24 protein-coding genes and 1 pseudogene are annotated in these 24,000 nt (G+C 61.6%); 18 read left to right on the forward strand and 7 right to left on the reverse strand.

The genetic code is table 11. The features are described 5' to 3' along the window. Positions 1–126 precede the first annotated feature (126 nt). The 6 genes from aroQ to OIS50_RS06495 all read left to right on the forward strand — a co-directional run bounded on the left by aroQ (position 127) and on the right by OIS50_RS06495 (position 5,052). Entirely contained in the window at positions 127–573 is a 447-nt protein-coding gene (gene aroQ, locus OIS50_RS06470) for a type II 3-dehydroquinate dehydratase (RefSeq protein WP_264693505.1), read from the forward strand. 215 nt (positions 574–788) lie between these two features. Then, positions 789–1,850 carry an aminotransferase class V-fold PLP-dependent enzyme gene (locus OIS50_RS06475; protein WP_264693506.1) on the forward strand — a complete coding sequence of 354 codons (1,062 nt, stop codon included), beginning with the start codon at positions 789–791 and terminating at the stop codon, positions 1,848–1,850. Positions 1,851–1,961: 111 nt separating this feature from the next. After that, entirely contained in the window at positions 1,962–2,525 is a 564-nt protein-coding gene (locus tag OIS50_RS06480; RefSeq protein ID WP_059071479.1) for a MarC family protein, read from the forward strand. A 155-nt stretch (positions 2,526–2,680) separates the two neighbouring features. Then, complete coding sequence (gene rnhA / locus OIS50_RS06485) at positions 2,681–3,151, forward strand: ribonuclease HI (RefSeq protein WP_264693507.1); 471 nt, start codon at positions 2,681–2,683, stop codon at positions 3,149–3,151. Between the two features lie 72 nt (positions 3,152–3,223). Beyond that, positions 3,224–4,369, forward strand: a complete 1,146-nt coding sequence (locus OIS50_RS06490; RefSeq protein WP_264693508.1) for an acyltransferase family protein — start codon at positions 3,224–3,226, stop codon at positions 4,367–4,369. Further along, complete coding sequence (locus OIS50_RS06495) at positions 4,330–5,052, forward strand: tRNA1(Val) (adenine(37)-N6)-methyltransferase (protein WP_264693509.1); 723 nt, start codon at positions 4,330–4,332, stop codon at positions 5,050–5,052. The genes OIS50_RS06490 and OIS50_RS06495 overlap by 40 nt, the downstream gene beginning before the upstream one ends. Positions 5,053–5,128: 76 nt before the next feature. Here OIS50_RS06495 and OIS50_RS06500 read toward each other — a convergent pair. Both OIS50_RS06500 and OIS50_RS06505 read right to left on the reverse strand, forming a co-directional pair. Continuing rightward, a pseudogene (locus tag OIS50_RS06500) lies at positions 5,129–5,909 on the reverse strand (IS5 family transposase). 56 nt (positions 5,910–5,965) lie between these two features. Then, entirely contained in the window at positions 5,966–7,315 is a 1,350-nt protein-coding gene (locus tag OIS50_RS06505) for a saccharopine dehydrogenase family protein (protein ID WP_264693510.1), read from the reverse strand. A gap of 210 nt (positions 7,316–7,525) precedes the next feature. Between OIS50_RS06505 and OIS50_RS06510 the strand changes: the two genes are divergently transcribed. Both OIS50_RS06510 and OIS50_RS06515 read left to right on the forward strand, forming a co-directional pair. Beyond that, a complete protein-coding gene (locus tag OIS50_RS06510) occupies positions 7,526–8,014 on the forward strand; it encodes a cytidine deaminase (RefSeq protein ID WP_264693511.1) in 489 nt (162 codons plus the stop codon). Then, positions 8,014–8,697 carry an alpha/beta hydrolase gene (locus tag OIS50_RS06515; protein ID WP_264693512.1) on the forward strand — a complete coding sequence of 228 codons (684 nt, stop codon included), beginning with the start codon at positions 8,014–8,016 and terminating at the stop codon, positions 8,695–8,697. Before OIS50_RS06510 ends, OIS50_RS06515 begins: the two co-directional genes overlap by 1 nt. A gap of 13 nt (positions 8,698–8,710) precedes the next feature. Here the strand turns inward: OIS50_RS06515 and OIS50_RS06520 are convergent, their stop codons facing one another. The 4 genes from OIS50_RS06520 to OIS50_RS06535 form a co-directional block, all read right to left on the reverse strand. Beyond that, on the reverse strand, positions 8,711–9,466 hold the full coding sequence (locus tag OIS50_RS06520) for an SDR family NAD(P)-dependent oxidoreductase (RefSeq protein ID WP_264693513.1): 756 nt from the start codon (positions 9,464–9,466) through the stop codon (positions 8,711–8,713). A gap of 97 nt (positions 9,467–9,563) precedes the next feature. After that, the gene (gene porT / locus OIS50_RS06525) at positions 9,564–10,361 is read right to left on the reverse strand and encodes a type IX secretion/gliding motility protein PorT/SprT (protein ID WP_264693514.1); all 798 of its coding nucleotides are present in this window, start codon (positions 10,359–10,361) and stop codon (positions 9,564–9,566) included. Then, positions 10,310–11,035, reverse strand: coding sequence for a bifunctional demethylmenaquinone methyltransferase/2-methoxy-6-polyprenyl-1,4-benzoquinol methylase UbiE (ubiE, locus tag OIS50_RS06530; RefSeq protein ID WP_264693515.1), 726 nt, complete (start codon positions 11,033–11,035; stop codon positions 10,310–10,312). The genes porT and ubiE overlap by 52 nt, the downstream gene beginning before the upstream one ends. Positions 11,036–11,161: 126 nt before the next feature. Continuing rightward, positions 11,162–13,444, reverse strand: a complete 2,283-nt coding sequence (locus OIS50_RS06535) for an OmpA family protein (RefSeq protein WP_264693516.1) — start codon at positions 13,442–13,444, stop codon at positions 11,162–11,164. Positions 13,445–13,971: 527 nt separating this feature from the next. Here OIS50_RS06535 and yihA point away from each other — a divergent pair. The 3 genes from yihA (at position 13,972) to OIS50_RS06550 (ending at position 15,717) form a co-directional block, all read left to right on the forward strand. Then, positions 13,972–14,589 (forward strand): ribosome biogenesis GTP-binding protein YihA/YsxC, encoded by a 618-nt coding sequence (gene yihA / locus OIS50_RS06540; RefSeq protein ID WP_264693517.1) that lies wholly within the window; start codon positions 13,972–13,974, stop codon positions 14,587–14,589. 75 nt (positions 14,590–14,664) lie between these two features. Beyond that, positions 14,665–15,117 carry an energy transducer TonB gene (locus OIS50_RS06545; RefSeq protein WP_264693518.1) on the forward strand — a complete coding sequence of 151 codons (453 nt, stop codon included), beginning with the start codon at positions 14,665–14,667 and terminating at the stop codon, positions 15,115–15,117. A gap of 42 nt (positions 15,118–15,159) precedes the next feature. Then, positions 15,160–15,717: a DUF5606 family protein gene (locus OIS50_RS06550; RefSeq protein WP_264693519.1), complete on the forward strand. Its 558-nt coding sequence runs from the start codon at positions 15,160–15,162 to the stop codon at positions 15,715–15,717. Positions 15,718–15,807: 90 nt separating this feature from the next. On the opposite strand, the gene fbp is transcribed toward OIS50_RS06550, so the two are convergent. Then, positions 15,808–16,842 carry a class 1 fructose-bisphosphatase gene (gene fbp / locus OIS50_RS06555; protein ID WP_264693520.1) on the reverse strand — a complete coding sequence of 345 codons (1,035 nt, stop codon included), beginning with the start codon at positions 16,840–16,842 and terminating at the stop codon, positions 15,808–15,810. Between the two features lie 92 nt (positions 16,843–16,934). On the opposite strand from fbp, the gene OIS50_RS06560 reads away from it, so the two are divergent. The 7 genes from OIS50_RS06560 to OIS50_RS06590 all read left to right on the forward strand — a co-directional run bounded on the left by OIS50_RS06560 (position 16,935) and on the right by OIS50_RS06590 (position 23,952). Then, positions 16,935–18,242 carry an aspartate kinase gene (locus OIS50_RS06560; protein WP_264693521.1) on the forward strand — a complete coding sequence of 436 codons (1,308 nt, stop codon included), beginning with the start codon at positions 16,935–16,937 and terminating at the stop codon, positions 18,240–18,242. A 39-nt stretch (positions 18,243–18,281) separates the two neighbouring features. Then, positions 18,282–19,055 carry an enoyl-CoA hydratase-related protein gene (locus tag OIS50_RS06565; RefSeq protein WP_264693522.1) on the forward strand — a complete coding sequence of 258 codons (774 nt, stop codon included), beginning with the start codon at positions 18,282–18,284 and terminating at the stop codon, positions 19,053–19,055. 236 nt (positions 19,056–19,291) lie between these two features. After that, entirely contained in the window at positions 19,292–19,744 is a 453-nt protein-coding gene (locus tag OIS50_RS06570) for a Fur family transcriptional regulator (protein WP_264693523.1), read from the forward strand. Between the two features lie 70 nt (positions 19,745–19,814). After that, a complete protein-coding gene (locus OIS50_RS06575; RefSeq protein ID WP_264693524.1) occupies positions 19,815–20,459 on the forward strand; it encodes a peroxiredoxin in 645 nt (214 codons plus the stop codon). 191 nt (positions 20,460–20,650) lie between these two features. Continuing rightward, complete coding sequence (locus tag OIS50_RS06580; RefSeq protein ID WP_264693525.1) at positions 20,651–21,901, forward strand: 3-deoxy-D-manno-octulosonic acid transferase; 1,251 nt, start codon at positions 20,651–20,653, stop codon at positions 21,899–21,901. 144 nt (positions 21,902–22,045) lie between these two features. Further along, a complete protein-coding gene (rsgA, locus tag OIS50_RS06585) occupies positions 22,046–22,975 on the forward strand; it encodes a ribosome small subunit-dependent GTPase A (RefSeq protein ID WP_264693526.1) in 930 nt (309 codons plus the stop codon). An 83-nt stretch (positions 22,976–23,058) separates the two neighbouring features. After that, a complete protein-coding gene (locus tag OIS50_RS06590) occupies positions 23,059–23,952 on the forward strand; it encodes an NAD(P)-dependent oxidoreductase (RefSeq protein ID WP_264693527.1) in 894 nt (297 codons plus the stop codon). Positions 23,953–24,000 lie beyond the last annotated feature (48 nt).

The raw sequence follows: 24,000 nt of genomic DNA on the forward strand, positions 1-24,000 counted from the left end.
GGTTGTTGGGTGGCAGGCCCACAGGCACCTGGGGTTTGTGGCCCGGCAGCGGGCAATAAATGCGGCCTAGCTTTTGCCGTTGTGCCGCGCATTGGGGTACCTTGCCGCGGCACACCCCTTATTGCTATGCAAATCCTTATCCTCAACGGCCCCAACCTCAACCTGTTGGGCCGCCGCGAAGTCAGCATCTACGGTACCCGCTCGTTCGACGACTACCTCCCCGAACTCAAAGACGCCTTCCCCGATTTTGCCATCGAGCACTTTCAGTCGAACCACGAAGGCGAACTGATTGACAAGTTGCACGAAGTAGGCTACAGCTACCACGGCGTTATCCTGAACGCGGGCGGCTACACCCACACCAGCGTGGCCCTGGCCGATGCCATTGCCGCCATCAGCACGCCCGTTATCGAAGTACACCTCTCCAACCTGGCCGCGCGCGAGGAGTTCCGGCAGCGCAGCCTTATCGGGCGCCACTGCACGGGCTCTATCAGCGGCTTTAAGCTCGAGAGCTACCGCCTGGCCCTGCAGTACTTCCAGAACATGCGCCCCAAGCGCGTGGGCTTTAAGGTGTAGCACCGGCGGCGGTATAGCCGGGCAGAAACTAAGCCGCTAAGGCTTATGCGCTTCCGGGAATGTGTGCCCCGCGGCTCACGAAAACCCGCTGCCCTGCCGTTACGGTAGGGCTTTTTGCTGACCTAGGGCCCCACGGCCCGGGGCTTTTGCCTTCGTTTCCACGCCGGGGCGGTCTACCTTTGCCGGGCCGCCCCCTCACCTAGCCTTTCCCAACCATGTATACGTTCAATCCGGGTCCGTCGCAAGTATACCCAGCTGTGCGACAGTACCTCACGGCGGCTTTCGACGAAGGCTGGCTTTCGGCGCCGCACCGCGGCGACCGGTTTACGGCCCTGGTGCGCCAAACCGTAACCGAGCTCAAAACCAAGCTGAACATCCCGCAGGATTACTTTATTTTCTTCACCTCCTCGGCCACGGAGTGCTGGGAAATTATTGCCCAGAGCCTCACCGAGCGCAGCAGCTTCCACCTCTACAACGGGTCGTTTGGCGAAAAGTGGCTCGACTACGCCCGCGCCATCCGGCCCGGCAGCCGGGGCCACCGCTTCGAGCTGGAGGAAGTGCCCGATGCCGCGCTGATTCCGGACGATGCCGAGGTGGTCTGCATCACCCAAAACGAATCCAGCACCGCCACCCAGCTGCGCGACGGCGCCGTGCTGAACCTGTACAACCGCTGCCAGCAGCTCGGTGCCTTGCTGGCCGTCGATGTTACCTCGTCCCTGGGTGGCATTCAGCTCAAGCACATCAAGGCCGATATCTGGTTTGCCTCGGTGCAAAAGTGCTTTGGCCTGCCCGCCGGCCTAGGGCTGCTGATTTGCTCGCCGCGAGCCGTGGCGCGGGCCCGCGAGCTGGGCGAAAAAGGCCACTACAACAGCCTGGTGAGCATGTACGAGAAGATGCTCAACTTCCAGACCACGCACACGCCCAACGTGCTCAACATTTACCTGCTCTGCCGCGTGCTGCTCGACCGCGCCCCCATCAAGGCCATCGACCAGCACCTGCGCGACCGGGCGGCCCGCCTGTACCAGTTCTTCGAGGAAAACCCGCAGTTCAGCCCGCTGGTGCAAAACCCCGAAACCCGCTCCACCACCGTAATTGCGGTGCAGGCCCCCGCGGCCCTCATCGACGAAACCAAGCGCCGGGCCGCGGCCGCGGGCCTCACCCTAGGTAGCGGCTACGGCAAGTGGGCCAAGAGCACGTTCCGGATTGCCAACTTCCCGGCCCTGCCCGATGTCGCCTTCGAGCAGCTTACCCAAATGCTGGCCGCGGTGCAGGCCTAAGCCACCGCGGGCCGTAGTTTTGCGGCGCCGGGCGCCCCGGCGCCGCGGGCTTCGGGCCCATTTGCATTGTTACCGCCACCGCTGCTGCCTGCCATGACCGATTTTGCCGCCATGTTTTCGCTGAAACAAATCACGTCGGTAACCCTGACGTTGTTTGCCATCATCGACATCCTGGGTTCCATCCCGATCATCATCCAGATCCGGCAGCGCGAAGGCAAAATCAACTCCGAGGTGGCCACGCTGGTGGCGGGCGTGCTCATGATTGCCTTCCTGTTTCTGGGGCAAAGCATTCTGGCCTTGTTCAGCGTCGATATCCCGTCGTTTGCCCTGGCCGGCTCGCTCATTATTTTTCTGCTGGGCCTCGAAATGATTCTGGGCGTCGAGCTTTTCAAGCACAACACCTTGGCCAGCGGCACCGGCTCCATTGTGCCCCTGGCGTTTCCGCTGATTGTGGGCGCCGGCACCATGACAACCTTGCTCTCGCTGCGGGCCCTTTACTCGTTGCCCAACGTGCTGGTGGGCATCGTGGCCAACCTGGTGTTCGTGTACCTGGTGCTGAAAAGCAGCGCCTGGATTGAGCGCAAGCTGGGCAAGGCCGGCGAAGACATTCTGCGCCGCGTGTTCGGCGTGATTCTGCTGGCCATTGCCATCAAACTCTTTAAAGCAAACTTTTGATAGTTAGGGAGTTTAAGAGTTTTGAGTTAGTGAGTTACGGGGTCTAGCGTTAGCTCATGGCACCAGCCAAATGCGCATTCAGCTAAACCCCTTAACTCACTAACTCATAAACCCAAAACTCCTAAACTCCCTAACTCCTTAACTCCCAAACTGACTTGATTTACCTGTTTACCGACGGTTCGTCGCGCGGCAACCCGGGGCCCGGCGGCTACGGCACCATTTTGCGCTACGGCCCCCACGAAAAGGAGCTTACCCAGGGTTTTCGGCTGACCACCAACAACCGCATGGAGCTGCTGGCCGTGATTATCGGCCTGGAGGCCATTACCCGCCCCGAGCTGCCCGTGATGGTGGTGTCGGACTCGAAATACGTGGTGGAAGCCGTGGACAAGAAGTGGGTGTTCGGCTGGGAGAAAAAACCCGACTTCGGCAAGAAAGCCAACGAAGATTTGTGGCGCCGTTTCCTGAAAGTGTACCGCAAGCGCAACGTGCAGTTCAAGTGGATTAAAGGCCACGCCGGCCACCGCGAAAACGAACGTTGCGACCAGCTCGCGGTGCGCAGCGCCCTGCAAGGCCCCTTGCTCGTCGACGAAGGTTACGAACGCATCGAGGCCTCGCGGCTGCTGTAGCCTGCCGGCACCTGGGCCCCGCGCGCCGCGGCCCTAGGTGCCCGCGGCGCCGTTATTCCCGACCGGCCCCTCATGCCCACCAAGCCCTACTACCACCCGCTTACCGGCCTGCGGGCCGTGGCGGCGCTGTTGGTGTACTTGCACCACTACAACCCCGGCCTCACGCTGCTGGGCAGCGAGTGGCTGTACGCCCTCGGTCGCGAGCTGCACGTGGGCGTTACGGTGTTTTTCACGCTCAGCGGCTTTCTGATTACCACGCGCTACTACGGCCGGGTGCAACCAACGCGGCGGTTTGTGGCCGAATACCTGGCCAAACGCTTTGCCCGCATTTACCCGCTGTACTTTCTGCTGACCACGGCCTTGTACGCCACCCTGGTGTGGCAGCGCGGCTTTGCCGGCGGGCTTCTGCACGAGTACTGGCTGAACATCAGCTTTCTGCGGGGCTTCTCGTACCGGTACTTCGGCACGGGGCTGCCGCAGGGCTGGTCGCTCACGGTAGAGGAAAGTTTCTACGGGTTTGCCCTGGTGCTGCTGCCCGCGTTGCAAGGCGGCCGCCGCACGCGGCTTAAAACGCTGTTGCTTTGCTGCCTGGGGCTGCCGCTGCTGGGTGTGGGGCTGGTGGTGCTGAGCCGGCAAACCGGCTGGCCGTACTTCGAGAACCTGCCTTTTGTAGCCTCCTACACGTTTCTTGGGCGGTTTTTCGAGTTTCTGGCCGGCTGCGTACTTGCCCTGTGGCTGCGCCCCGCGGCGCCGTTGCGCGCCACGCCCTGGCTTACGTACCTGGGCGTGGCGCTGTGCGGGCTGGGCGTGGCGGGCCTGATGCTGGTAACGCACCGCTACCGCCTCAGCTACGGCACCGCGCACCCGCTGGGGGTGTTGGTAAACAACGTGTTTCTGCCGCTGGCCATCTGCGCCACCATAGCTGGCCTGCTTACCGAGCGCAGCGGGTTGGCGCGCCTGCTGGGCAGCCGCGTTTTCGGGGTGTTGGGCAAAAGCTCGTACGCGTTGTACCTCGTGCACATGGGCTTTACGCACAGCCTGCTCGCGTTTTTCGACGAGCAAACCTGGCCGGGCTACCTCGGCAACTTTGCTTTGCTGTTGCTGCTTTCCATCGGGTTGTACTACCTCGTAGAGCAGCCCGCCAACCGCTTTATTCGCTCCCTGATTTCGCATCGTCGGTGGCCAATTCCTACTTCCGCTTCAAACACTTCCGCGTAGAGCAGGCTCATTGCGCCATGAAGGTGTGCACCGATGCCTGCATTCTGGGGGCCTCGGCCAACCTAGGGGCTGCGCCGCGCATCCTTGATGTGGGCACCGGCACCGGCCTGCTGGCCCTCATGGCCGCCCAGCGCAACCCCACGGCCCGCATCGAAGCGGTGGAGATTGATGCTGCGGCTGCGGCGCAAGCCTTGCAGAACGCCCATGGCAGCCCGTGGGCCGGGCGCATCGGCGTTTACGCCGGCAGCCTGGCTCAGTTTGCCGCCACGCAGCCCGCGCCCTACCAGCATATCCTCTGCAACCCGCCGTTCTTTCGGTACTCGCTTCGCTCGCCCGATGCGGCCCGCACCACCGCCCGCCACACCGCCCCCGATACCCTCACGTTTGCGGAGCTGGCCGCTTTTGCCGCGCAGCATTTAACTGCCGATGGCCGCTTAACGGTGTTGCTGCCGCCTCCCGAGATGCAGGTATTTGAGCTGGAAGCCAACCGCACCGGCCTCTACCCCACCACCCGGCTGGTGGTGCGCCACCGGCCCGGCAGCAAGGCCCTGCGGCACCTCACCGAATTCGGGTTCGTGGCCCAACCCACGGCCAACTACGAGCTGGCCATTCACGCGGCCGATTCCGAAGAATATTCCGCGGAGTTCCGAAGCCTGATGCGCGACTTTTACCTGGCTTTTTAACCCGCAAACGCCGCGGCCCCAGCTACATGCGCGGGGCCGCGGCGTTTTTGCGCTTGCTGAACACTAGGCCGTGTTCTCATTTAAGCCACATCAACATGGCTCTGGCGTAGACAAAGGCGAGGTAGCTGTCGGCGCGTTTGTCGTAGCGGGTGGCGATGCGGCGGTGCTGCTTAAGGCGGTTGACAAGGCGCTCGATTTGGTTTCGGTCGCGGTAGGCGGCGCGGTCCAGCGGCGGGGGCTGACGGCGGTTGGGCGTGGGCGGAATCACGGCTACGGCGCCGGAAGTGCTGATTTGGGCGCGCAGCGCGTCGGCGTCGTAGGCCGCGTCGGCCAGCACGAGGCGGCCCGGCGCCAGGTGCGGGGCCAGCAGGGCGGCGGCTTGCGGCGCGTCGCCGGCCTGGCCGGCCGTCAGGACGAAGCCCAGCGGGTAGCCGCCGGCGTCGCCGGCCAAATGCAGCTTGGTGGAGAAGCCGCCGCGGCTACGCCCCAGCGCCTGCGGGCCGTTTTTTGCGCGCTCCGGCCGCGTGCTGGTGCGCCCGCACCGTGGTCGAGTCCACTTGCACCTGCCGGCTGCGCGGGCTGGCCACGGCGCGGCCCCGGGCTTGCAAGGTGGCCAAGACCCGCGCCCACACGCCGCCCTGCCGCCAGCGCGCGAAGCGCACGAACACCCGGTGCCACTGGCCCAGGTGCGGCGGCAAATCGCGCCAGGGCAGCCCGGTGCGGCCTACCCAAAGCACGGCCTCCACGAAGCGCCGGTTGTCCGCGGCTGTCACCCCGCGCGTGCCCACCCGGCCCGGCAGCAACGGGGCCAACAGGGCCCACTCGGCATCACTCAACAAGGTGCGGTCTGCGTTCATAGCCTCAAATTAACCTGCTACGGCATCCTTGCCCGCTGGTTAATTGAGAACACCGCCTAGGCCAGCGCGTACTCGGTTTCTACGAATCGGATGCCATAATCGGCCTGCAGCTCTTCCAGAATAGGCTCGTACAAATCGGCGTGCACGGGCACCACCACGCCTTGGTGCGGTACCATACCTAGGGCCAACCGGCGCACGGCCATGCCCAGCGGCAGCCCCACGGTTTTGGCCATGGCGGTGTGCACGGCATCGTCGCCGGTTACTACCAGCGACGACGTGCGCTGCCGCCGCTCGCCGTCGAGGTCGAACTCGAACAGGTGCTGCATCACGATCATGTCGTGGTCGGTGGGTTGCAGCTGCCACTTGGCCGTTAGCAGCCGCTCGAGCAGCTGCGCGGGCGTGGCATCGGGCAGGCCCACCGGCTCCTGCGAAAACAACCCGGCCCAGGCCAGGCGCTGCATTTCCTCGCCATTGGCCCTTAGCCCTAGGTACTGGGCCACCCGCGCGGGCAAAGGAGCGTTGGCCGGGGCCTGCGGCAAGTACGATTCAATCAGCTCGGCCCAGGGCAGCTCGGCGCGGTTGCCCAAGCGGTACGAGTCGTCGGTGAGGCCCAGGGTTACCAGGGCTTGCCAGGCGGCGCAGTAGCCCGGCCGCCGCAGCGTGCCGCGCAGCATCGTAGGGATATTTTCGAGCCCGTACAGCGGGCGGTAGCTCAGCGAGTCGCGGTTGGCGTAGCCCTCGAACTGGCCGTAGCCGGGCACCTCCAGCTGCTCTACCCGCCGAAACAGCTGCTGGTACGGAATAAACCTAGGGTGGCCGCCTTCGATGTAGCGCGCGGTGCCCTGCCCGGCCACCACCACGTTGCGGGGGTTCCAGGTAAACTTGTAGCGCCAGGGGTTGTCGCCCTCGGAGTCGGGCGCCATCAGGCCACCGCAGTACGACTTAAAGGATGTAAGCTGCCCGCCCTGCGCGCGTATCTCGTTGATGATGGGCATAGCCGACATATGATCCAGCCCCGGGTCGAGGCCACATTCCATCAGCAGCGTGAGGCCCAGGCTGCGCGCCTCGGCATCAAAGGCCCTGATTTCTTCGGTGGCGTAGCTGGCCGTGGCCAGGTGGCGGCGGTGCTGCAGGCAGGCCCGGGCTACCAGCGGGTGAAACAGCGCCGGTAACATCGAAATAACAATGTCGTGCCCGGCTACCAACTGCCCTAGCTTCTCTTGTTCGCTGATTTCGAAAGGCACGGCCGTAGCCCGCTCGGCAAAGGGCTGCACCAGGGGCTGCAGCGGCGCAGGGTTTACGTCGGCAATGGTGAGGTGCCACTGGTGCTGGGTGGTTTGGCGGAGCAGGTACTGAATAAGAGCCGAGGCCGAGCGGCCGGCCCCGAGCAGCAAAATTCGCGTCATGGGAGAATGCAGGTGGGTGGATGGGTGGTGAGCGAGCAGTTGCGGTACCCTCCGGGCCGTGCATCATGGGTAATTACCAACCCCGACGACAGCCCACGGGCTACCAGCAACCATTTTCCGCTGAAATGTACTATTTTCGTCCCCCGTGGCCCAACGGGGCCACCGTCAGGTGGCCGATTTACACACATTCCCGCCGTTTTTGCGCCTCCAATGGCACAAACCCTTAACCTGACCATCTCCGCCGAGGTACTGACCGAGGCCGAACTCTCCGCCGAAGAAGCCAAGTGCTGGCAGGCTGCCAAAGCCGCTACCGAGCACTCCTACGCCCCCTACTCGCATTTCCACGTAGGCGCGGCCCTGCTGCTCGACGATGACACCATTGTCTGGAACACCAACCAGGAAAACGCCGCTTACCCTTCGGGCCTGTGCGCCGAGCGCACCGTGTTGTTTGGCCTGAACGGGCATTCCAAACAGCAAATCAGGTGCATGGCCGTGGCCGCCCGCCCCCAACACGGCCAGTTTGTGCCCGTAACCTCGTGCGGGGCCTGCCGCCAGGTAATGATTGAGTTCGAAAACCGGCAGCACGAGCCCATTGCCCTGCTGCTGCCCGGCCCCGATGGCACCATCTGGCGCTTTAAGCAGCTAGCCGATTTGCTGCCCTTCCAGTTTTCGCCCGACGTACTGCCGCCGCGCGCGTAATGGCCGCCGAACCGCTCGAAGCGCAGCAGCACAGCCTGGTGGTGCCGCGCACGGCCCGCTATTTTCAGCTGGGCAACCTGGCCACGGCCAAGCGCCTGTGGGTAGTGTGCCACGGCTACGGGCAGCTGGCCTCGTTTTTTGTGCGGCATTTTCGGGTGGTGCTCGAGCAGGCGCCCGATACCGCCGTGGTGGCTCCCGAAGGCCTCTCGCGGTTTTACCTGCAAGGCACCAGCGGCCGCGTGGGCGCCACTTGGATGACGCGCGAAGACCGCCTCAGCGAAATCGAGGATTACTCGGCGTACCTCGATCTGCTGCTCTCGCAGCTGGTAGCCGCTTGCCCGCCCGGCGTGGAGGTAACGCTCCTGGGGTTTTCGCAGGGTGCGTCCACGCTCAGCCGCTGGCTTATGCGCAGCGCCTTCACCCCGGCCCGGCTGGTGCTGTGGGCCGGCGCGTTTCCCGAAGACGTGGAGCCCGCCACCGCGCAGGCACTGTTCCGGCGCCTGCCCCAGCTGAGCTACGTGTGCGGCGACGCCGACGAGTACATTACCGAGGCCCGTTTGCAGGCGCAGCTCGCGCATTTGGCCCAGCTCGGCGCCAGCCCTAGGGTGCTGCGCTTCGTAGGTGGCCATCAGCTTGACGCCGCCGTGCTGCGGCAACTAACGCAGGAGCCCGACCCCAGGTAGCAAAACAGCCCGCTTAATTAGCGGGCTGTTTGTTTATCACGGTGGCAGCAGCTTGGGCACTCGGCAAGATGAGCACTTCGGCAATGTTTACGTGCGGCGGGCGCGTCACCATAAACTGAATGAGGTCGGCCACGTCTTCGGCGCGCAACGGCTCGAAGCCCTGGTACACGCTGGCGGCGCGGGCTTTGTCGCCCTTGAAGCGCACCTCCGAAAACTCCGTCTCCACGGCTCCCGGGTTTACCTCGGCCACCCGGATACCTAGGGCCACCAGATCGATGCGCATGCCCTTGCTGAGCGAGGCCACGGCGGCCTTGGAGGCGCAGTACACATTGCCATTGGCGTAGGCTTCGTGTCCGGCAATGGAGCCGATGTTGATGATGAAACCGCTGCGGCGCTCCTGCATGGCGGGCAGCACGGCGCGCGTTACGTTCAGCAGCCCGCGCACGTTGGTATCCAGCATCAGGTCCCAGTCGTGCGCGTCGCCCTGCTGAATAGGCGCCAGGCCGTGCGCGTTGCCGGCGTTGTTGATGAGCACATCCACCTGCCGAAACTCGGCGGGCAGGCTGCCGATGGCGGCCTCCACCTCGGCGCGGTTGCGCACGTCGAACGTAAGGATGTGCACCGGCACAGGCGCTACCTCCTGGGCCAGCTCTTCGAGCCGTTCGCGCCGGCGGCCGGTAACCACCAGTTGGTAGCCCACTTTCGCCAAAGCCACGGCGGTGGCCCGGCCAATCCCCGACGAAGCGCCGGTAACCAAAGCAGTTTTCATGGGTGTAGTATAAAGTCGAAATGCTGCGCGGCTTGCCGCCAGCTGCCCCATTGCGGGAGCAGGTGGCCGGCAAGCCGCGCAGCATTTCACCTAGGCGTTATTCAAAATTGAGGTACAGCGTTACGGTGCTGCTGCGCACCCGCTGAAAGCTGTTGGTGTACACGTCGTTGCCCGATTGCAGCATGTTCGGTAAGCCGTGCGAGAAGCGCAGCTCGGGCGCAAACTTGAAGAAGGGGTAAAATAAATCCAACCCCACGCCATACTCAATGGCCAGATCGGAGTTGCCCAGCTTCAGCTGGCTGCTCACCGGGTCGCGGCGCCGGGTGCCCACGTTCACGCTGGGGCGCACACCGCCCACCAGGTACACGCGCGTATTCCGCCGCCGCTCCGACTTTAGCTTGAACAGCAAGGGCAAATCAAGCTGCGTGAAGCTGATTTCCTGATCCACGATGGTATCGGCCACGCTGCCGATTTTCTTGAACTCCACCTGCCGCGTCAGAAACGAAACGCCCGGCGTAAAGCGGATGCTCAAATAATCCGTCAGGCGGGCATCGCCGATAAAGCCTACCGCAAAGCCGGGGCTGAACTTGGCGTTGGCCGCAATACCCTGCCCGTTCTGCAGGTTATTAACGTACGCTTGGGAGTGCTCGAGGCGGTAGCGGCTGCCGTTCACGCCCACGAAAAAGCCCGGATGAAACCAGCGGGTATCGTAGCCGGGCAGGTTGTTTACCGTAACCGACTTTACGCGGCCGTTTTTGCCGCGGCTGGCTTTGCTGTAGCTGCTTTTCTGACCTAGGGCTGCCGTGGGCAGGGCCAGCAGCAGCAGCACGCCGAGGCGCAGGGTTACTTGGTGGCGGTGTAAATGGAGCTTATGCCAAACGTGAGCGGTTGCCATTGGGGAGAGTTAAAGCCGACTTGCTTCAGGATGGCCTGGAATGCGGGGCCATCCGGAAAAGCCTGCACCGATTCGGGGAGGTACGAGTACGCGGCGCGGTCTTTGGAAATCAGTTTGCCGAATACCGGCAAAATATGCCGGAAGTAAAAATTGTATGCCTGCTTAAACGGAAAAACCCGGGGTTTCGAAAACTCCAGAATCACCACCTTGCCGCCGGGCTTCAGCACCCGGTGCATTTCGGCCAGGCCTTGTTGCAGATTCTCGAAGTTGCGCACCCCGAACGAGGCCGTTACGGCATCAAACGTGTTGTCGTCGAAGGGCAGGTTTTCGGAGTCGCCGAGCTGCAGCTCCACGCGGTGGCCCAGGCCCCGCTCCCGCACCTTGCGGCGCCCCACCTCGAGCATGCCCTCCGAGATGTCGACGCCGGTGACTTTTACTTGCGCACCCAGGCGTAGGGTTTCAAAAGCGAAGTCGCCGGTGCCGGTGGCAATGTCCAGAATGCGCGCCGGGCGCAGCTGCCGCAGCTCGCCCACGGCTTTGCGGCGCCAGTAAATATCGGTGCCGGCGCTCAGGAAGTGGTTGAGGAAGTCGTACTTGCCCGCGATGCTGTTGAACATCTGGGCCACTTGCGACTTCTTGCCGGTGGGGTCGTCTTTGTAGGGAAGTACGGTCATGGGGTGCGGTACAAACGGCCAAACAGGCCGCAAATTGCCCAATAACAACGGGCCGACGCGCATAATGTTAAAAAAAACGGGCCGGGCTACTGGCCCGACCCGTTTTTGGCGCTAGCACCTAGGGCGCTATTCTACTTTGGTTTTCACCTTGGTTTTGTCGCCGGCCTCGTCTTTGGCTTTCGAGTCCAGTTCGCCTTCCTTGGTTACCGTCTTGGATTTTTCGCCGGTTTCCGACTCGGTTTTCACTTTCACCTTGTCGCTGTCTTCGTCAACCTTGGTCTTCACCTTGGTGCCGTCGGCGGTTTTTACTTTGGTTTTGCCGGGTTGCAGCGGAGCCGTGGTGCGGGTAGAAGAACCCGTGCCGGTGCCCGTAGCCGAGGTGTTGGAGGTGCCGGTGCCGGAACCAGTGCCCGTACCCGTTCCGGTGCCCGTGCCAGCGCCGCTGGCAGCACCGGGGTTGGCGCTCTTGTTCAGGTCAGCCATGGTCTGGCCTTCCTTCAGAATCACGCGGAACTCCACGCGGCGGTTCAGCTGCATGTTCTCCGGCGAATCGTTCGGAGCCGACGGACGACGCTCGCCGTAGCTTACCGTCACCATGCGCGTTTCGCCAATGCCGTTCTTCTTCAGGTAGTTGTAAGCCGAATTCGAGCGGTTCTGGCCGAGTACCATGTTGTACTCGTCGGTGTTGCGCGAGTCGCAGTGGCCTTCAATCGAGATGTTCACACCCGGGTTGGCCTTCAGAATGCCGGCGATGTTGTTCAGCTCACGCACCGACTCGGGGCGCAGGTTGTACTTGTCGGTATCGAAGTAGATCTTCTTGAAGGCGAACATCGACGCGCTGGTGGTGTCGGTGTACGGCACGTAGAAGTTCTTCACGATCGACGAGGTGTCGTTGGTGATTACCGGCACGGCAAACTCTTCCGTCGTGATGTTCTGGCCATCCTTGGATACGGCTACCTGGTAGGTACGGCCCGAAAGCACGTTTACCGAGTAGTCGCCGGTTTCGGGCTTGGTTACGTCGCGGAAGCTGATGGCCGTTTTGTCGGCCTGCGTGCCGCTGAACACCAGCTCCACACCCGGAATAACCGTAGCGCTGTCGCGGGCCGAGAATACCTTGCCGCGGATCGTTACGTTCTTGATGTAGTTGATGGTGTAGATGTCCTTTTCGCCGTAGCCACCAATGCGGTACGACGAGAGGTAGGCGTACGAGCCATCGGGCGACAGACGGTAGTAGGTATCGTCGTCGGGGGTGTTGATGGGGTAGCCCATGTTCTCGGGGCGGCCCCACTTGTTGGCCACCGAGTCAAAGTCCGACTTGAAGATGTCGTAACCGCCCATCGTGTTGTAACCACGCGACGAGAAGTACAGCGTCTTGCCGTCGCGGCTCAGGTACGGGCTGTCGTCGTCGTACTTCGAGTTTACGCCCGCCACCGGCTTGGCTTCGCCCCAGTCGCCGCCCGGCTTGCGGGTAGCGTAGTAAATGTCGAGGGTGTTGTCCTCGGAGTGCTTGCTCGTCGAGAAGTAGATCGTCAGGCCGTCCGGCGTAATGAAAGCATCCGACTCAAACCCTTTCGAGTTGATGTTGCCGTTCAGCTTCTTCGGCGCCGTCCAGTCGCCGCCGGTGCGCTCCGTGTAAAAGATGTCGCCGTTTTCGTCCTGGCGGTACATCAGCATCTTCGTGTCGTTGTCGAAGATCTGAATCGAGGCGTCGTGGCCTTTGCCGTTGAGCGCGCCCGACAGCGAACGGGGCTTTTCCCACTCGTCGTCGCCAATGCGCTTGGCTTCAAAGATGTCTTCGTAGTACTCGCCGTCGGCGGCTACGTTGCCTTTGCCTTTCTTGGCATCATCGCCCGAGGCATTGGCACCGGTTACGTTCTCGGAGCGCGAGGTGAACAGCAGCAGCTTGTCGTCGGACGAGATTACCGGGCTGTGCTCCGAGTATGCCGTATTGATCGACGGCCCTAGGTTCTTCACGAAGATATCCTTGGGGCTGTTGAACTGAATCTTGGCGTTTTTGGAATGCTGAATCAGCAAACCCAATTCAGCCTTGCGCGTGTCCTTCTTTTTCAGCGAGGCATTGTATGCCTGAAAGTGCGCAATGGCTTCGTCGAAGTTGTAGTTCAGGTGGTCGACACGGCCCAGCCAGTATTCAACGTCCTTCGAAACGTTCTTTTTGATGCGCTGCGACTTGTAGATGTAGTCGCTGGCTTTCTCTTTGTCGAACGACATGTACGAGATACCCGCGCGGAACAGAGCCTGAGCGTTGTTGGGCTCTTTGGCCAGCACTTGCTCGTAAAAAGGGATTGCAGCCCGGTAGTTCTCCTGATCGAAGAATCGGTTAGCAGTTTTTAAGGTCTTTCGCGTGCTTTGGGCCATCGAAGGCTGAGCCACGGCGGCGGCCAGAGCCATTGCGCAAGAGGCCTGTAGTAACCTTCTGACGAAGTTGTCCATTGGAAGGGGAGTTTGGAATAAGGAGTTGCAGAGAAGGGAGGAGCTTTGGCCGTACCGAATGCCTTTTGGGGCACCTAGGGCGGCAAAAGCGTCCCTGTATACTTAAAACCCAGTTTAAGGTTAGTCAGCCGCGAAGGAAATTGAGAAAACACACCGCTTCAAAAACAAAGCCATGTATTGGTAATCCTGCATATAAGCGCACAAAAAGTGAGCGAACTGCGGGCAAAGATAGAATTTATATAATACGGCCTTAGCCGCATCCTATTTACTTAGCTAGGCCAGCAGCAGACTTCAATCATTTTGCCGGATGCAAAAAGCCGAAATTTTCTAGTCTGGCCCGCACAAATATATAAGTAGGTTAATAACTGCAATGGCACAAGGGCAAAATTTAATTCGAACTCAGAAAAAATAGGACTTTCTGAGCGCTAACTCCGGATGCCTTACTTTTGTGGCTCCTTAATTCCTCAATTACCCGCTCCCCAGCTATGGTTATTCGCGATGCCCGCTTCGTGATGAGCAATACCCGCGTGGAACTGTGCCCCGGCGGCACGTTGCCCGAATATGCTTTCATCGGCCGCTCCAACGTAGGCAAATCGTCGTTGATAAATATGCTGACGGGGCGTAGCGCCTTGGCAAAAACCTCTTCCCTGCCGGGAAAAACCCAGCTAATCAACCATTTCTTAATCAACGACGAATGGTATTTGGTGGATTTACCGGGGTACGGATATGCGCGCGTCAGCAAAGAGTCGCGCGAGAAATGGGGCAAAATGATTCGGGGTTACTTGGCGAAGCGCGAAACCCTGACCTGTTTATTTGTGCTGATTGACTCGCGCCTTCCCCCGCAGGCCGTCGACCTGGAGTTCATAAACATGGTGGGCGAAATGGGCGTACCGTTTGCGCTGGTTTTCACCAAAGCCGATAAGCAATCGAATTCGCGCACGCGCCAAAATGTGGAGGTGTTTTTGGAGAAGATGCGCGAAAGTTGGGATGAGCTGCCCACTTGGTTTATTAGTTCGGCAGTAGCTCGGGAAGGCCGCGACGACCTGCTGAATTTTATCGACGGCGTGAACCGGCAGGTAAAGGAAGCGGGCAGGAATGCGTAGATTGGCCCTGTAATTGCCGGGCCTAAGCCGCCATTTTTTCCTTACCCTTTCTTCTTCATTTCCTCTTCTACCCCCATGAAAAAGTACACCTTCACGCTGGCCCTGGCCCTGCTGGCACTAGCGGCTACGCCAGCCCTGGCGCAGCAGACTGTGAAAGTGAAACCCGCTACCGAAGGCGATGCCCCGGCCGCCCCGGCCGCTGCCCACACCAAATCGGCCGTTATCCCCGTAGCCGATTACTACGAGGGCGGCCAGGAGGCCATGTACGACTTCATCTACAAAGAACTGAAGTACCCGCTGATGGCGCGCCGCAACCGCATTCAGGGCACCTGCATCGTGAGCTTCACGCTGAACCCCGACGGCAGCATGAGCGGCGTAAAGCTGGTAAAGCAAATTGGCGGCGGCTGCGGCGAGGAAGCGTTGCGCGTAGTAAAGCTGCTGAAGTTCAAGAAGCCGGAGTACCCCATTCTCACGAGCTTGCCCATTGCGTTTAAGCTGGGCGCGGCCGGCAACAACGTAGCCGAGTAGTCACCCCTAGCTAAGCATATTTTCTAACCTTTTTCCGTTTCTATGCCCTACGATTTGAGGGAAATTGCTGCCATCAGCGGCATGAGCGGCCTGTACCGCCTGGTGCGCCCGGCCAACAACGGCGTGCTGGTTGAGACCCTGGATGCCCAAGCCCGGCGCTCGGTGGCTTCGGCCCGCAACAAAGTTTCGCTGCTGCACGAAATCTCCATCTACACCGAAGACCCGGACCGCACGGTGCCGCTGACGGAGGTGTTCGACCAGATTCACCAGAAGTACGGCCAGAACCTGCCCGTTTCGAGCAAATCCGACGAGGCTGCGCTCAGCAGCTTTATGGCCGAGGTGCTGCCCGACTACGACCGTCAGCGCGTGTACATGTCGGATATCCGCAAGCTGATTACGTGGTACGGCGCCGTAAGCAGCCGCCTACCCTACCAGTCGGCCGAAGCAGCCCTAGGTGACGAGGCCGCGGCCCGCGCCGAGGAAACGGATGCCACCACCGATACGCTTAGCACGGCGGGCGCCATTCCGGCCCAAAACGCAGAGGGCTCCTCCGACGATGCCGCTGGCTCGCCCGAAGCCGCTGCTGGCGAAAAAGCCTAGGGAGCTCCTGGCCCGGTTTGGCCAGGCCGCTCCAACAAAAAAGCCCGCTGCATTGCTGCCGCGGGCTTTTTTGGTGGGCTTACCTAGGGCCTAGGACTCTTGGGCTGCCGATACAGCCTGGCGCTCTTTTGCCAGAAACTCCTCGGCCTTGTTCACCAGTTCGGTAGAGCCGATGTAGAGCGGGCAACGCTCGTGCAGGGAGGTGGGCTCAATTTCCATCAGGCGTTTGGTGCCGTTGCTGGCCTTGCCGCCGGCTTGCTCCACAATAAAGGCCAGGGCGTTGCCCTCGTACATGAGGCGCAGCTTGCCGTTGGGCGCTTTGGCCGTGGAGGGGTAAATGTAAATACCGCCTTTCAGCAGGTTGCGGTGGAAATCGGCCACCAGCGAGCCGATGTAGCGGGCCGAGAAATTTTGGTCCTTGCAGTACTGCACAAAGTCGCGCACGCCGGCCGTGAAGGAGTTCGACGAGCCCTCGTTGATGGAATAGAGGTTGCCGGTTTTGGGCGTGGTGATGTTGGGGTGCGACAGGAAGAACTCGCCCAAAGAGGCCTCGTAGGTGAAGCCGTTGACGCCCGCGCCGGTGGTGTACACCAGCATGGTGCTAGAGCCGTAGATAACGTAGCCGGCCGCTACCTGGTGAATACCTTTCTGCAGGCAGTCGGCGAGGGTACCCTCCTGCCCGATGCCCGACTGGCGACGGTAAATCGAGAAGATGGTACCGATGGACACGTTCACGTCGATGTTCGACGAGCCGTCGAGCGGGTCGATGGCCACCACGTACTTGCCTTGGTTGTTGCCGGTTTGGATCATGTCCTCGTCCTCCTCGGAAATCACCGTGCAAACTTCGCCGCCGTTGCGCAACGCCCGGATAAAGCGGATGTTGGCAATTACGTCGAGCTTTTGCTGCTCCTCGCCTTGCACGTTCTGCTGGCCGTACGCGCCCGTCACATCGATCAGGCCCGAGCGGTTGATTTCGCGGTTTACGATTTTGGCCGCCAGTGCAATGTCGCGCAGCAGCTGCGACAACTCACCGGTTGCGTACGGGAAGTCCTCCTGCTTGCGCATGATAAAGCGGTCGAGGGTCGTGCCGACGGGTAGCGCAAGGCGGTCAGAGTTGTGTTCCATAAAAGCAAGTAGAAAACGGGGCGGGATGTAGTAAGCTAGGCAAAACTAAGGGATTTCAGCCTTAGTTAGCGGCTGCTTTCTACTTTTGACGCATGCATCTGTCGCATTCGCTTAGCGTTTACAAGTTCGGTGGGGCCTCCGTGAAGGACGCGGCCGCCATTCGCAACCTCCAAGCCATTTTGCAGCGCCGCCCGGCCAACCAGCCGTTGCTGGTGGTGGTATCGGCCATGGGCAAAACCACCAACGCGCTCGAACACATATTTCATTTGGCGCATACCGGCCAGGATTATACCCAGCCGTTGGCGCAGCTGCGCGATTTTCACCTAGGCGTAGCCGAGGGCTTGCTGCCCGGGGCCCCGCGCGACGAGCAGGGCCGCCTGGTGTGCGGCGAAGGCGCGGGCTCGTTGCACTGCCTGCTGCAGGAGCTCGGCGACAGGTTGGCCACCCTCAGCAAGGGCGAGTACGACCGGCAGTACGACCAGGTGGTAAGCTACGGCGAGCTGCTGGCCACCTGCATTGTGGCCGCGGCCGTAGGCGCGCGGTGGCTCGATGTGCGCCCGCTGATCCGCACCGACCACTCGTGGCGCGAAGCCCGCGTGGATTGGCCCACCACCGAGCGCAACGTGCGCGAGCAGGTGCCGCCGCTGTTGCAGCAGGGCGTGGTGCTGACGCAGGGTTTTTTGGGCGGCACGGCCAGCGGCCAAACCACCACCCTGGGGCGCGAGGGCTCCGATTACACGGCCGCCATTCTGGCCTATTGCCTAGGTGCGGAGTCGGTAACGATTTGGAAGGACGTGGCGGGCCTGCTCAACGCCGACCCCAAAATCTTTCCGAACACGGTGCGCTACCCCGAAATCAGCTACCAGGAAACCATTGAAATGGCGTACTACGGGGCCTCGGTGATTCACCCCAAAACCATCAAGCCCCTGGCCGTGCAGCGCATTCCGCTCTACGTCAAGTCGTTTGTGGAGCCGGAGGCCGAGGGCACCAAAATCCACGACTGCAAGCACGGCACGCTGGCCCCGGCGCTGATCCTGAAAACCAACCAGTGCCTGATTTCCTTCGAGTCGAAGGACCTCACCTTTATTTCGGAGGAAAACCTGGAGGTGATTTTTGGGGCGCTGGCGCAGGTGCGCCTGAAAATCAACCTGATGCAAAACTCGGCCATTTCGTTTTCGGTGTGCACCGATTGGCACGAGTACCGCCTGCGCAAACTGCTGGAGCACCTGCGCGAGCATTTTACCATTTACTACAACACCGGGCTGGAGCTGTACACCATCAAAAACTACACGCCCGAGGCCATTGCCCAGCTTACCGACGGCCGCCAGCTGCTGCTGGAGCAGCGCACCCGCCAAACGTTTCAGTTTGTGGCGCGCGCGGCCGCGGCGCAACCCGCCTAGGTTTTTCCTTCTGCCTTACTACCCACCACCTACCCTTCCATGGAATTCATTAAAGTAACGCCGCAGGCGCGGCCGCAGGTTGCCCTGATCGAGCTGAACCGCCCCAAAGAGCTGAACGCCCTGAACCTGCAGCTGATGCAGGAAGTAGCCGCGGCCCTGAAGGAGCTCGACGACAACGACGCGGTGCGCGTGATTGTGCTGACGGGCTCGGAGCGCGCCTTCGCGGCCGGCGCCGACATCAAGCAAATGGCCAACCGCACGGCCATCGATATGCTGATTGTGGACCAGTTTACGGTGTGGGACCAGATTCGGAAAACCAAGAAGCCCCTGATTGCGGCCGTATCGGGCTTTGCCCTAGGGGGCGGCTGCGAGCTGGCCATGACGTGCGACATGATTGTGGCCTCCGAAACCGCCCAGTTTGGCCAGCCCGAAATTCGGATTGGGGTTATGCCCGGCGCCGGCGGCACGCAGCGCCTGACGCGCGCCGTGGGCAAGGTCCGCGCCATGGAAATGGTGCTGACGGGCCAGCCCATCGGGGCCGCGGAAGCGTACCGCGCCGGCCTGGTAAACCGCGTGGTTCCCGTGGGCCAGTACCTCGAAGAAGCCTTCCGGCTGGCTGCCAGCATTGCCGAAATGTCGCCGGTGGCGGCGCGCCTGGCCAAAGAATCGGTAAACCGCGCCTTCGAAACGCACCTCGACGAAGGCTTGCACTTCGAGCGCAAAAACTTCTACCTCACCTTCGCCTCCGAAGATCAGAAAGAAGGCATGGCGGCTTTCGTGGAGAAGCGCAAACCGGCGTTTAAGGGGAGGTAACAAGTAACAGGTGATGAGGTGACAGGTAACACCTCGTTTGTCATGTCGAGCGGCAGCGAGACATCTGGGTGCCAGCACCAGCTTGGGGACGGCTTCACGAGTCTCACTGTAGCTTACTTCCCTGTTGCCTGTCACCTATCACCTGTTACCTGAATTAAACCTTTTTGCTTGGGATACGCTTATAGGACTACTTTTGCACTGGAGAATGATTCCTATCTGTGAGCCCGACTGAGTTAATGCCTGCCCCGAACCGCGACCAACTGCACCAGCGCCTTACCGCGGCGGGGCTGCGCGCTACGCAGCAGCGCATTGCCATATTGGAGGCGTTGCTGGTGCTGCCGGGCCACCCCACCGCCGAGCAGGTATTCCGGAGCGTGCGCCCGGCCAACCCCACGGTATCGTTGGGCACGGTGTACAAAGCCCTCGACTCGTTTGTGGCCGCCGGGCTGCTCAAGCGCGTGGCCGATGCCGATGGCACCCGCCGCCGCTACGACACGGATTGCTCCAACCACCACCACCTGTTTTGCCAGGAAACGCAGGAAATCATCGATTACTGCGACCCGAAGCTGGATCAGCTGCTGCAGGAGTTTTTCGCTGCCCGCGGCTTCGACAACTTCCAGCCGCAATCTTTTTCCCTTCACATCAGCGGCAACAAGCTCGACAGCCGCAAGGATGTGAAGCCCCGCTAGCCTAGGTACCCAGGCCCCAGCACCCCCATCAGACACACCACTACCCACTTACACACAAACCCATTTTAAAATGGCAGTTCTCGTAGGCAAGCGTGCCCCCTCGTTCAAGGCAATGGCAGTCGTAAACGGTGAAGACTTCGAAGAGGACTTCAACCTCGACCGCTACCTGGGCAAGAAGCACGTTATCTTTTACTTCTACCCCGCCGATTTCACCTTCGTTTGCCCCACCGAAATCATCGCGTTTCAGGAAAAGCTGGCCGAGTTTGAGGCCAAAGGCGTAGCCGTGGTGGGCTGCTCCACCGACTCGCACTTCTCGCACTTTGCCTGGTTGCAAACCCCGCGCGAAAACGGCGGCATTGCTGGCGTAACCTACCCGCTGGTGGCTGATGCTACCAAAACCATTGCGGCCAACTACGACGTGCTGGGCGGCCACTACGACTACAACGACGCCGGCGAAATGACCTTCGTTGGCTCGCCGGTAGCGTACCGCGGTCTGTTCCTGATCGACAAAGACGGCATCGTGCGCCACCAGCTGGTGAACGACGGGCCGCTGGGCCGCTCCATCGACGAAGCCATGCGCCTGGTTGATGCCCTGCAGTACTTCGAGAAAAACGGCGAAGTATGCCCCGCCAACTGGGAAGAAGGCAAAGAGGCCATGTCGGCTACCCGCGAAGGCGTGGCCAACTACCTGGCCAAGCAAGAGGCTACGCGCTAATTGCGCCCCACCCCTGCAAGCTTAGCAACAGCCCCGGCCGCCGTGCCGGGGCTGTTTTCTTTTGGCCCTAGGTGCCCGGCGGCGGCCCGGCCGCGTGTACCCTAGGTGCCGCCTGACTAACTTTGCCGCTCGCACCAGCAACCGGCAACGGTTGTGCTGGCCTTTTTTATTGCGCTTCTGCCCTGCCCGTTTTGGTTTTTCTGTACTCGCTTGCTATTCGCCTCTACGGCCTGCTGCTGCTCGCAGTAGCTCCTTTCATCCCGAAGGCCAGGCAATGGGTGGCGGGGCGCCGCAACTGGCAGGCCCGCATGGCCGCCGACCTAGGTACCGATACCGCCCCGCGCCTGTGGGTGCACTGCGCTTCGCTGGGCGAGTTTGAGCAGGGCCGCCCGCTGATGGAGGCCATGCGCCGGCAGCACCCGCACCACAAAATCGTGCTCACGTTCTTTTCGCCCTCGGGCTACGAGGTGCGCAGGCAGTGGCCCGGCGCCGATTACATTTACTACCTCCCGCTCGATACCGCCGCCAACGCCCGCGCCTTTGTGGCGGCCGTGCGCCCGCAGCTAGCCGTGTTTGTGAAGTACGAGTTCTGGTACCACCACTTGGCCGAGCTGAAGCGCCAGGGCGTGCCTACGGTGTGCGTGTCGGCTATTTTTCGGCCCGATCAGGTGTTTTTTAAGCCTTGGGGCGGTTTTTTCAGGAAGGTACTGCACCAACTGACGCATCTTTTCACGCAGGACGAAGCCTCGGCGGAGCTGCTGCGCGGCATCGGGCTAACCCAGGTGAGCGTAGCCGGCGACACGCGCTTCGATACAGTTGTGGATACTGCTGCCGCTCCTGCGCGCGAGCTGCCGTTGGTAGCCGCGTTTGTGGCCGATGGCGCCCCCGTACTGGTGGCCGGCAGCGTATGGCCGCCCGACGTGGAGGTGCTGGCCCTGGCGCTGCGCCATTGGCAGGGCAGCCTGCGCACAATTGTAGCCCCGCACGAAATAACCGAAGCGCACCTGCAGCAGGTAGAGGCCGTTTTGCCGGGTCAGGTAGTTCGGTACTCGCAGGCCACCACGGCAAGCGTGGGACAAGCCCGCGTGCTGCTCATCGACAACATCGGCTTGCTGCGCGAGCTGTACCGGGCGGGCTCGGTGGCCTACATCGGTGGGGCGTTTGGTAAGGGTTTGCACAATACCCTGGAGGCCGCGGCCTTCGGCTTGCCGTTGCTCTTCGGCCCTAGGTATCAGAAGTTCAAAGAAGCCCGCGACCTGGTAGCCCTAGGTGCCGCCGCTGCCGTTACCACTGCAGAGGAAAACGAGCAACAACTCGCGCTCCTGCTCAACAATGCCGCGTACCGCACCGAACTCGGCCAGCGGGCCCGCGCGTATGTACAAGAGTCGGCGGGCGCTACGGGGCGCATTATGCAGGCGGCGGGGCAGTGGATGAGTGAATGAGCAAATGAGTAGATGAGTAGATATAAGACCGGTGCAAATCACGCATCCACTCATTCACTCATCCACCCATCTACTCATCTACTCATCTACGCATCCACTCACCTACTCATTCACTCATCCACGCATCTACTCATCTCTCCGCACATGACCGGAACCGTCGTCAAATCCACAGGCTCGTGGTACGTGGTGCGCGACCACGCCACGCTGCACCTGCACCGCTGCCGCCTGCGCGGGCGCTTCAAGCACAAGGGTTTGAAGGTGAGCAATCCCCTGGCCGTAGGCGACGTGGTGGAGTTTGAAACCGACGAAACCGGCGACGCAGGCACGGGGGTTATCGACCACATCGAGCCGCGCCGCAACTACATCATCCGGCGCTCGGTGCACAAATCGGAGCACTCGCACATTGTGGCGGCCAACCTCGATCAGGCCATGCTGGTGGTTACGCTGGCGTCGCCGGCCACCTCGTTCGGGTTTATCGACCGGTTTCTGGTAACAGCCGAGGCGTACAGCATTCCGGCCACGCTGGTGTTCAACAAAACCGACATCTACGACGAAGAACTGCTCGACTACCTGGGTCAGGTGCAAAAGATGTATGAGCGTACGGGCTACCCCACCCTGCGCAGCTCGGCCCACACCGGCGAGGGCGTGGCCGCCATTGATGCCTTGCTCGACGGCAAAACCACGCTGCTTTCGGGCCACTCGGGCGTGGGCAAAAGCACGCTCATCAACGCGCTGGTGCCCGACCTGGAGCTGAAAACGGCCGAAATCAGCGAATATTCCGACAAGGGCAAGCACACCACCACCTTTGCCGAAATGCTGGAAGTGCGCCCCGGCACCTACCTCATCGACACGCCCGGCATTAAGGAGCTGGGTTTGGTTGACATGAAGCAGGGCGAGCTGGCGCACTACTTTCCCGAAATGCGTGAGCGGCTAAACCAGTGCCGCTACCACAATTGCCGCCACCTCGAAGAGCCCGGGTGCGCCGTGCGCGAGGCCGTGGAGAAAGGGAAAATTGCCTTCCCGCGCTACGACAGCTACCTGAGCATGATGGCCGACGAGGACAACCGCCACTAAACCCCGCGGCCACCACAACTTATGTGCGCTGGGCCCCGAATACGGAGGCAGCAGTTCGTTCCCTGCCTTCACCCCGCGCACCCATGAAGGAAAACATTGCTTTCGTTGGCCTAGGTCAGATGGGCCAGGCCATGGCTACCAACCTGTTGCTGGCCGGCCACCGCCTTTCTATCTACAACCGCACCCCGGGCCGGGCGGCCGCCCTCGAAGAGCGCGGCGCCCGCGTGGCCGACTCGCCCGCCGAGGCCGTGCGCGATGTGCAGGTAGTATTTACCATGGTAACCGACGACGAGGCGCTGGAGGAGCTTACCACCGGCCCCGACGGCATTCTGGAAGGACTTCAGGCCGGAGCCGTGCACGTATCGTGCAGCACGGTGGCGCCGGGCACCAACACCCGGCTGGCCCAGGCGCATCAGGAAAAAGGCTCGCAGCTGGTAGCCGCGCCGGTATTCGGCAAACCCATTGTGGCAGCTACCGGCCAGCTGTGGGTGTGCCTCGCGGGGCCCGCCGAGGCTAAAGCGCGCATTACGCCCTTGCTGCTGCCGCTCAGCCAGGGCACGTTCGACCTAGGCGACGATGTGGGCGCCGCCAACGTGGTAAAGCTGTGCGGCAACTTTATGCTGGGCGCGGCCATCGAGGCCATGGCCGAGGCGTTTACGCTGGCTGAAAAGTGTGGGGTAAGCCGCGAACAGATTTACGAAATCATGACTACGTCGCTGTTCGACAGCCTGGCCTACCGCAGCTACGGCCGCATGATTGCCGACGAAGACTACAAACCGGCCGGCGCGGCTCCCTTTTTGCTACAAAAGGATTTGCGCCTGACGCTGGCCGAAGCGCGCGAGCACCACGTGCCCATGCCCGTGGCCAACATCGTGCTCGACCACCTCACGGCCACCGTGGCCCGCCGCTCCTCCGCCGACGAAGACTGGACCTCCTTTGCCCGCCGCATTTCCGAAGGAGCCGGCCTCAGCCGATAACCCTAGGCGCCCAAGCGCACTGCGCGGCCCGGCAGCTATGCAACCGGG

The organism is Hymenobacter sp. YIM 151858-1, assembly GCF_025979705.1.
GTDB lineage: Bacteria > Bacteroidota > Bacteroidia > Cytophagales > Hymenobacteraceae > Solirubrum.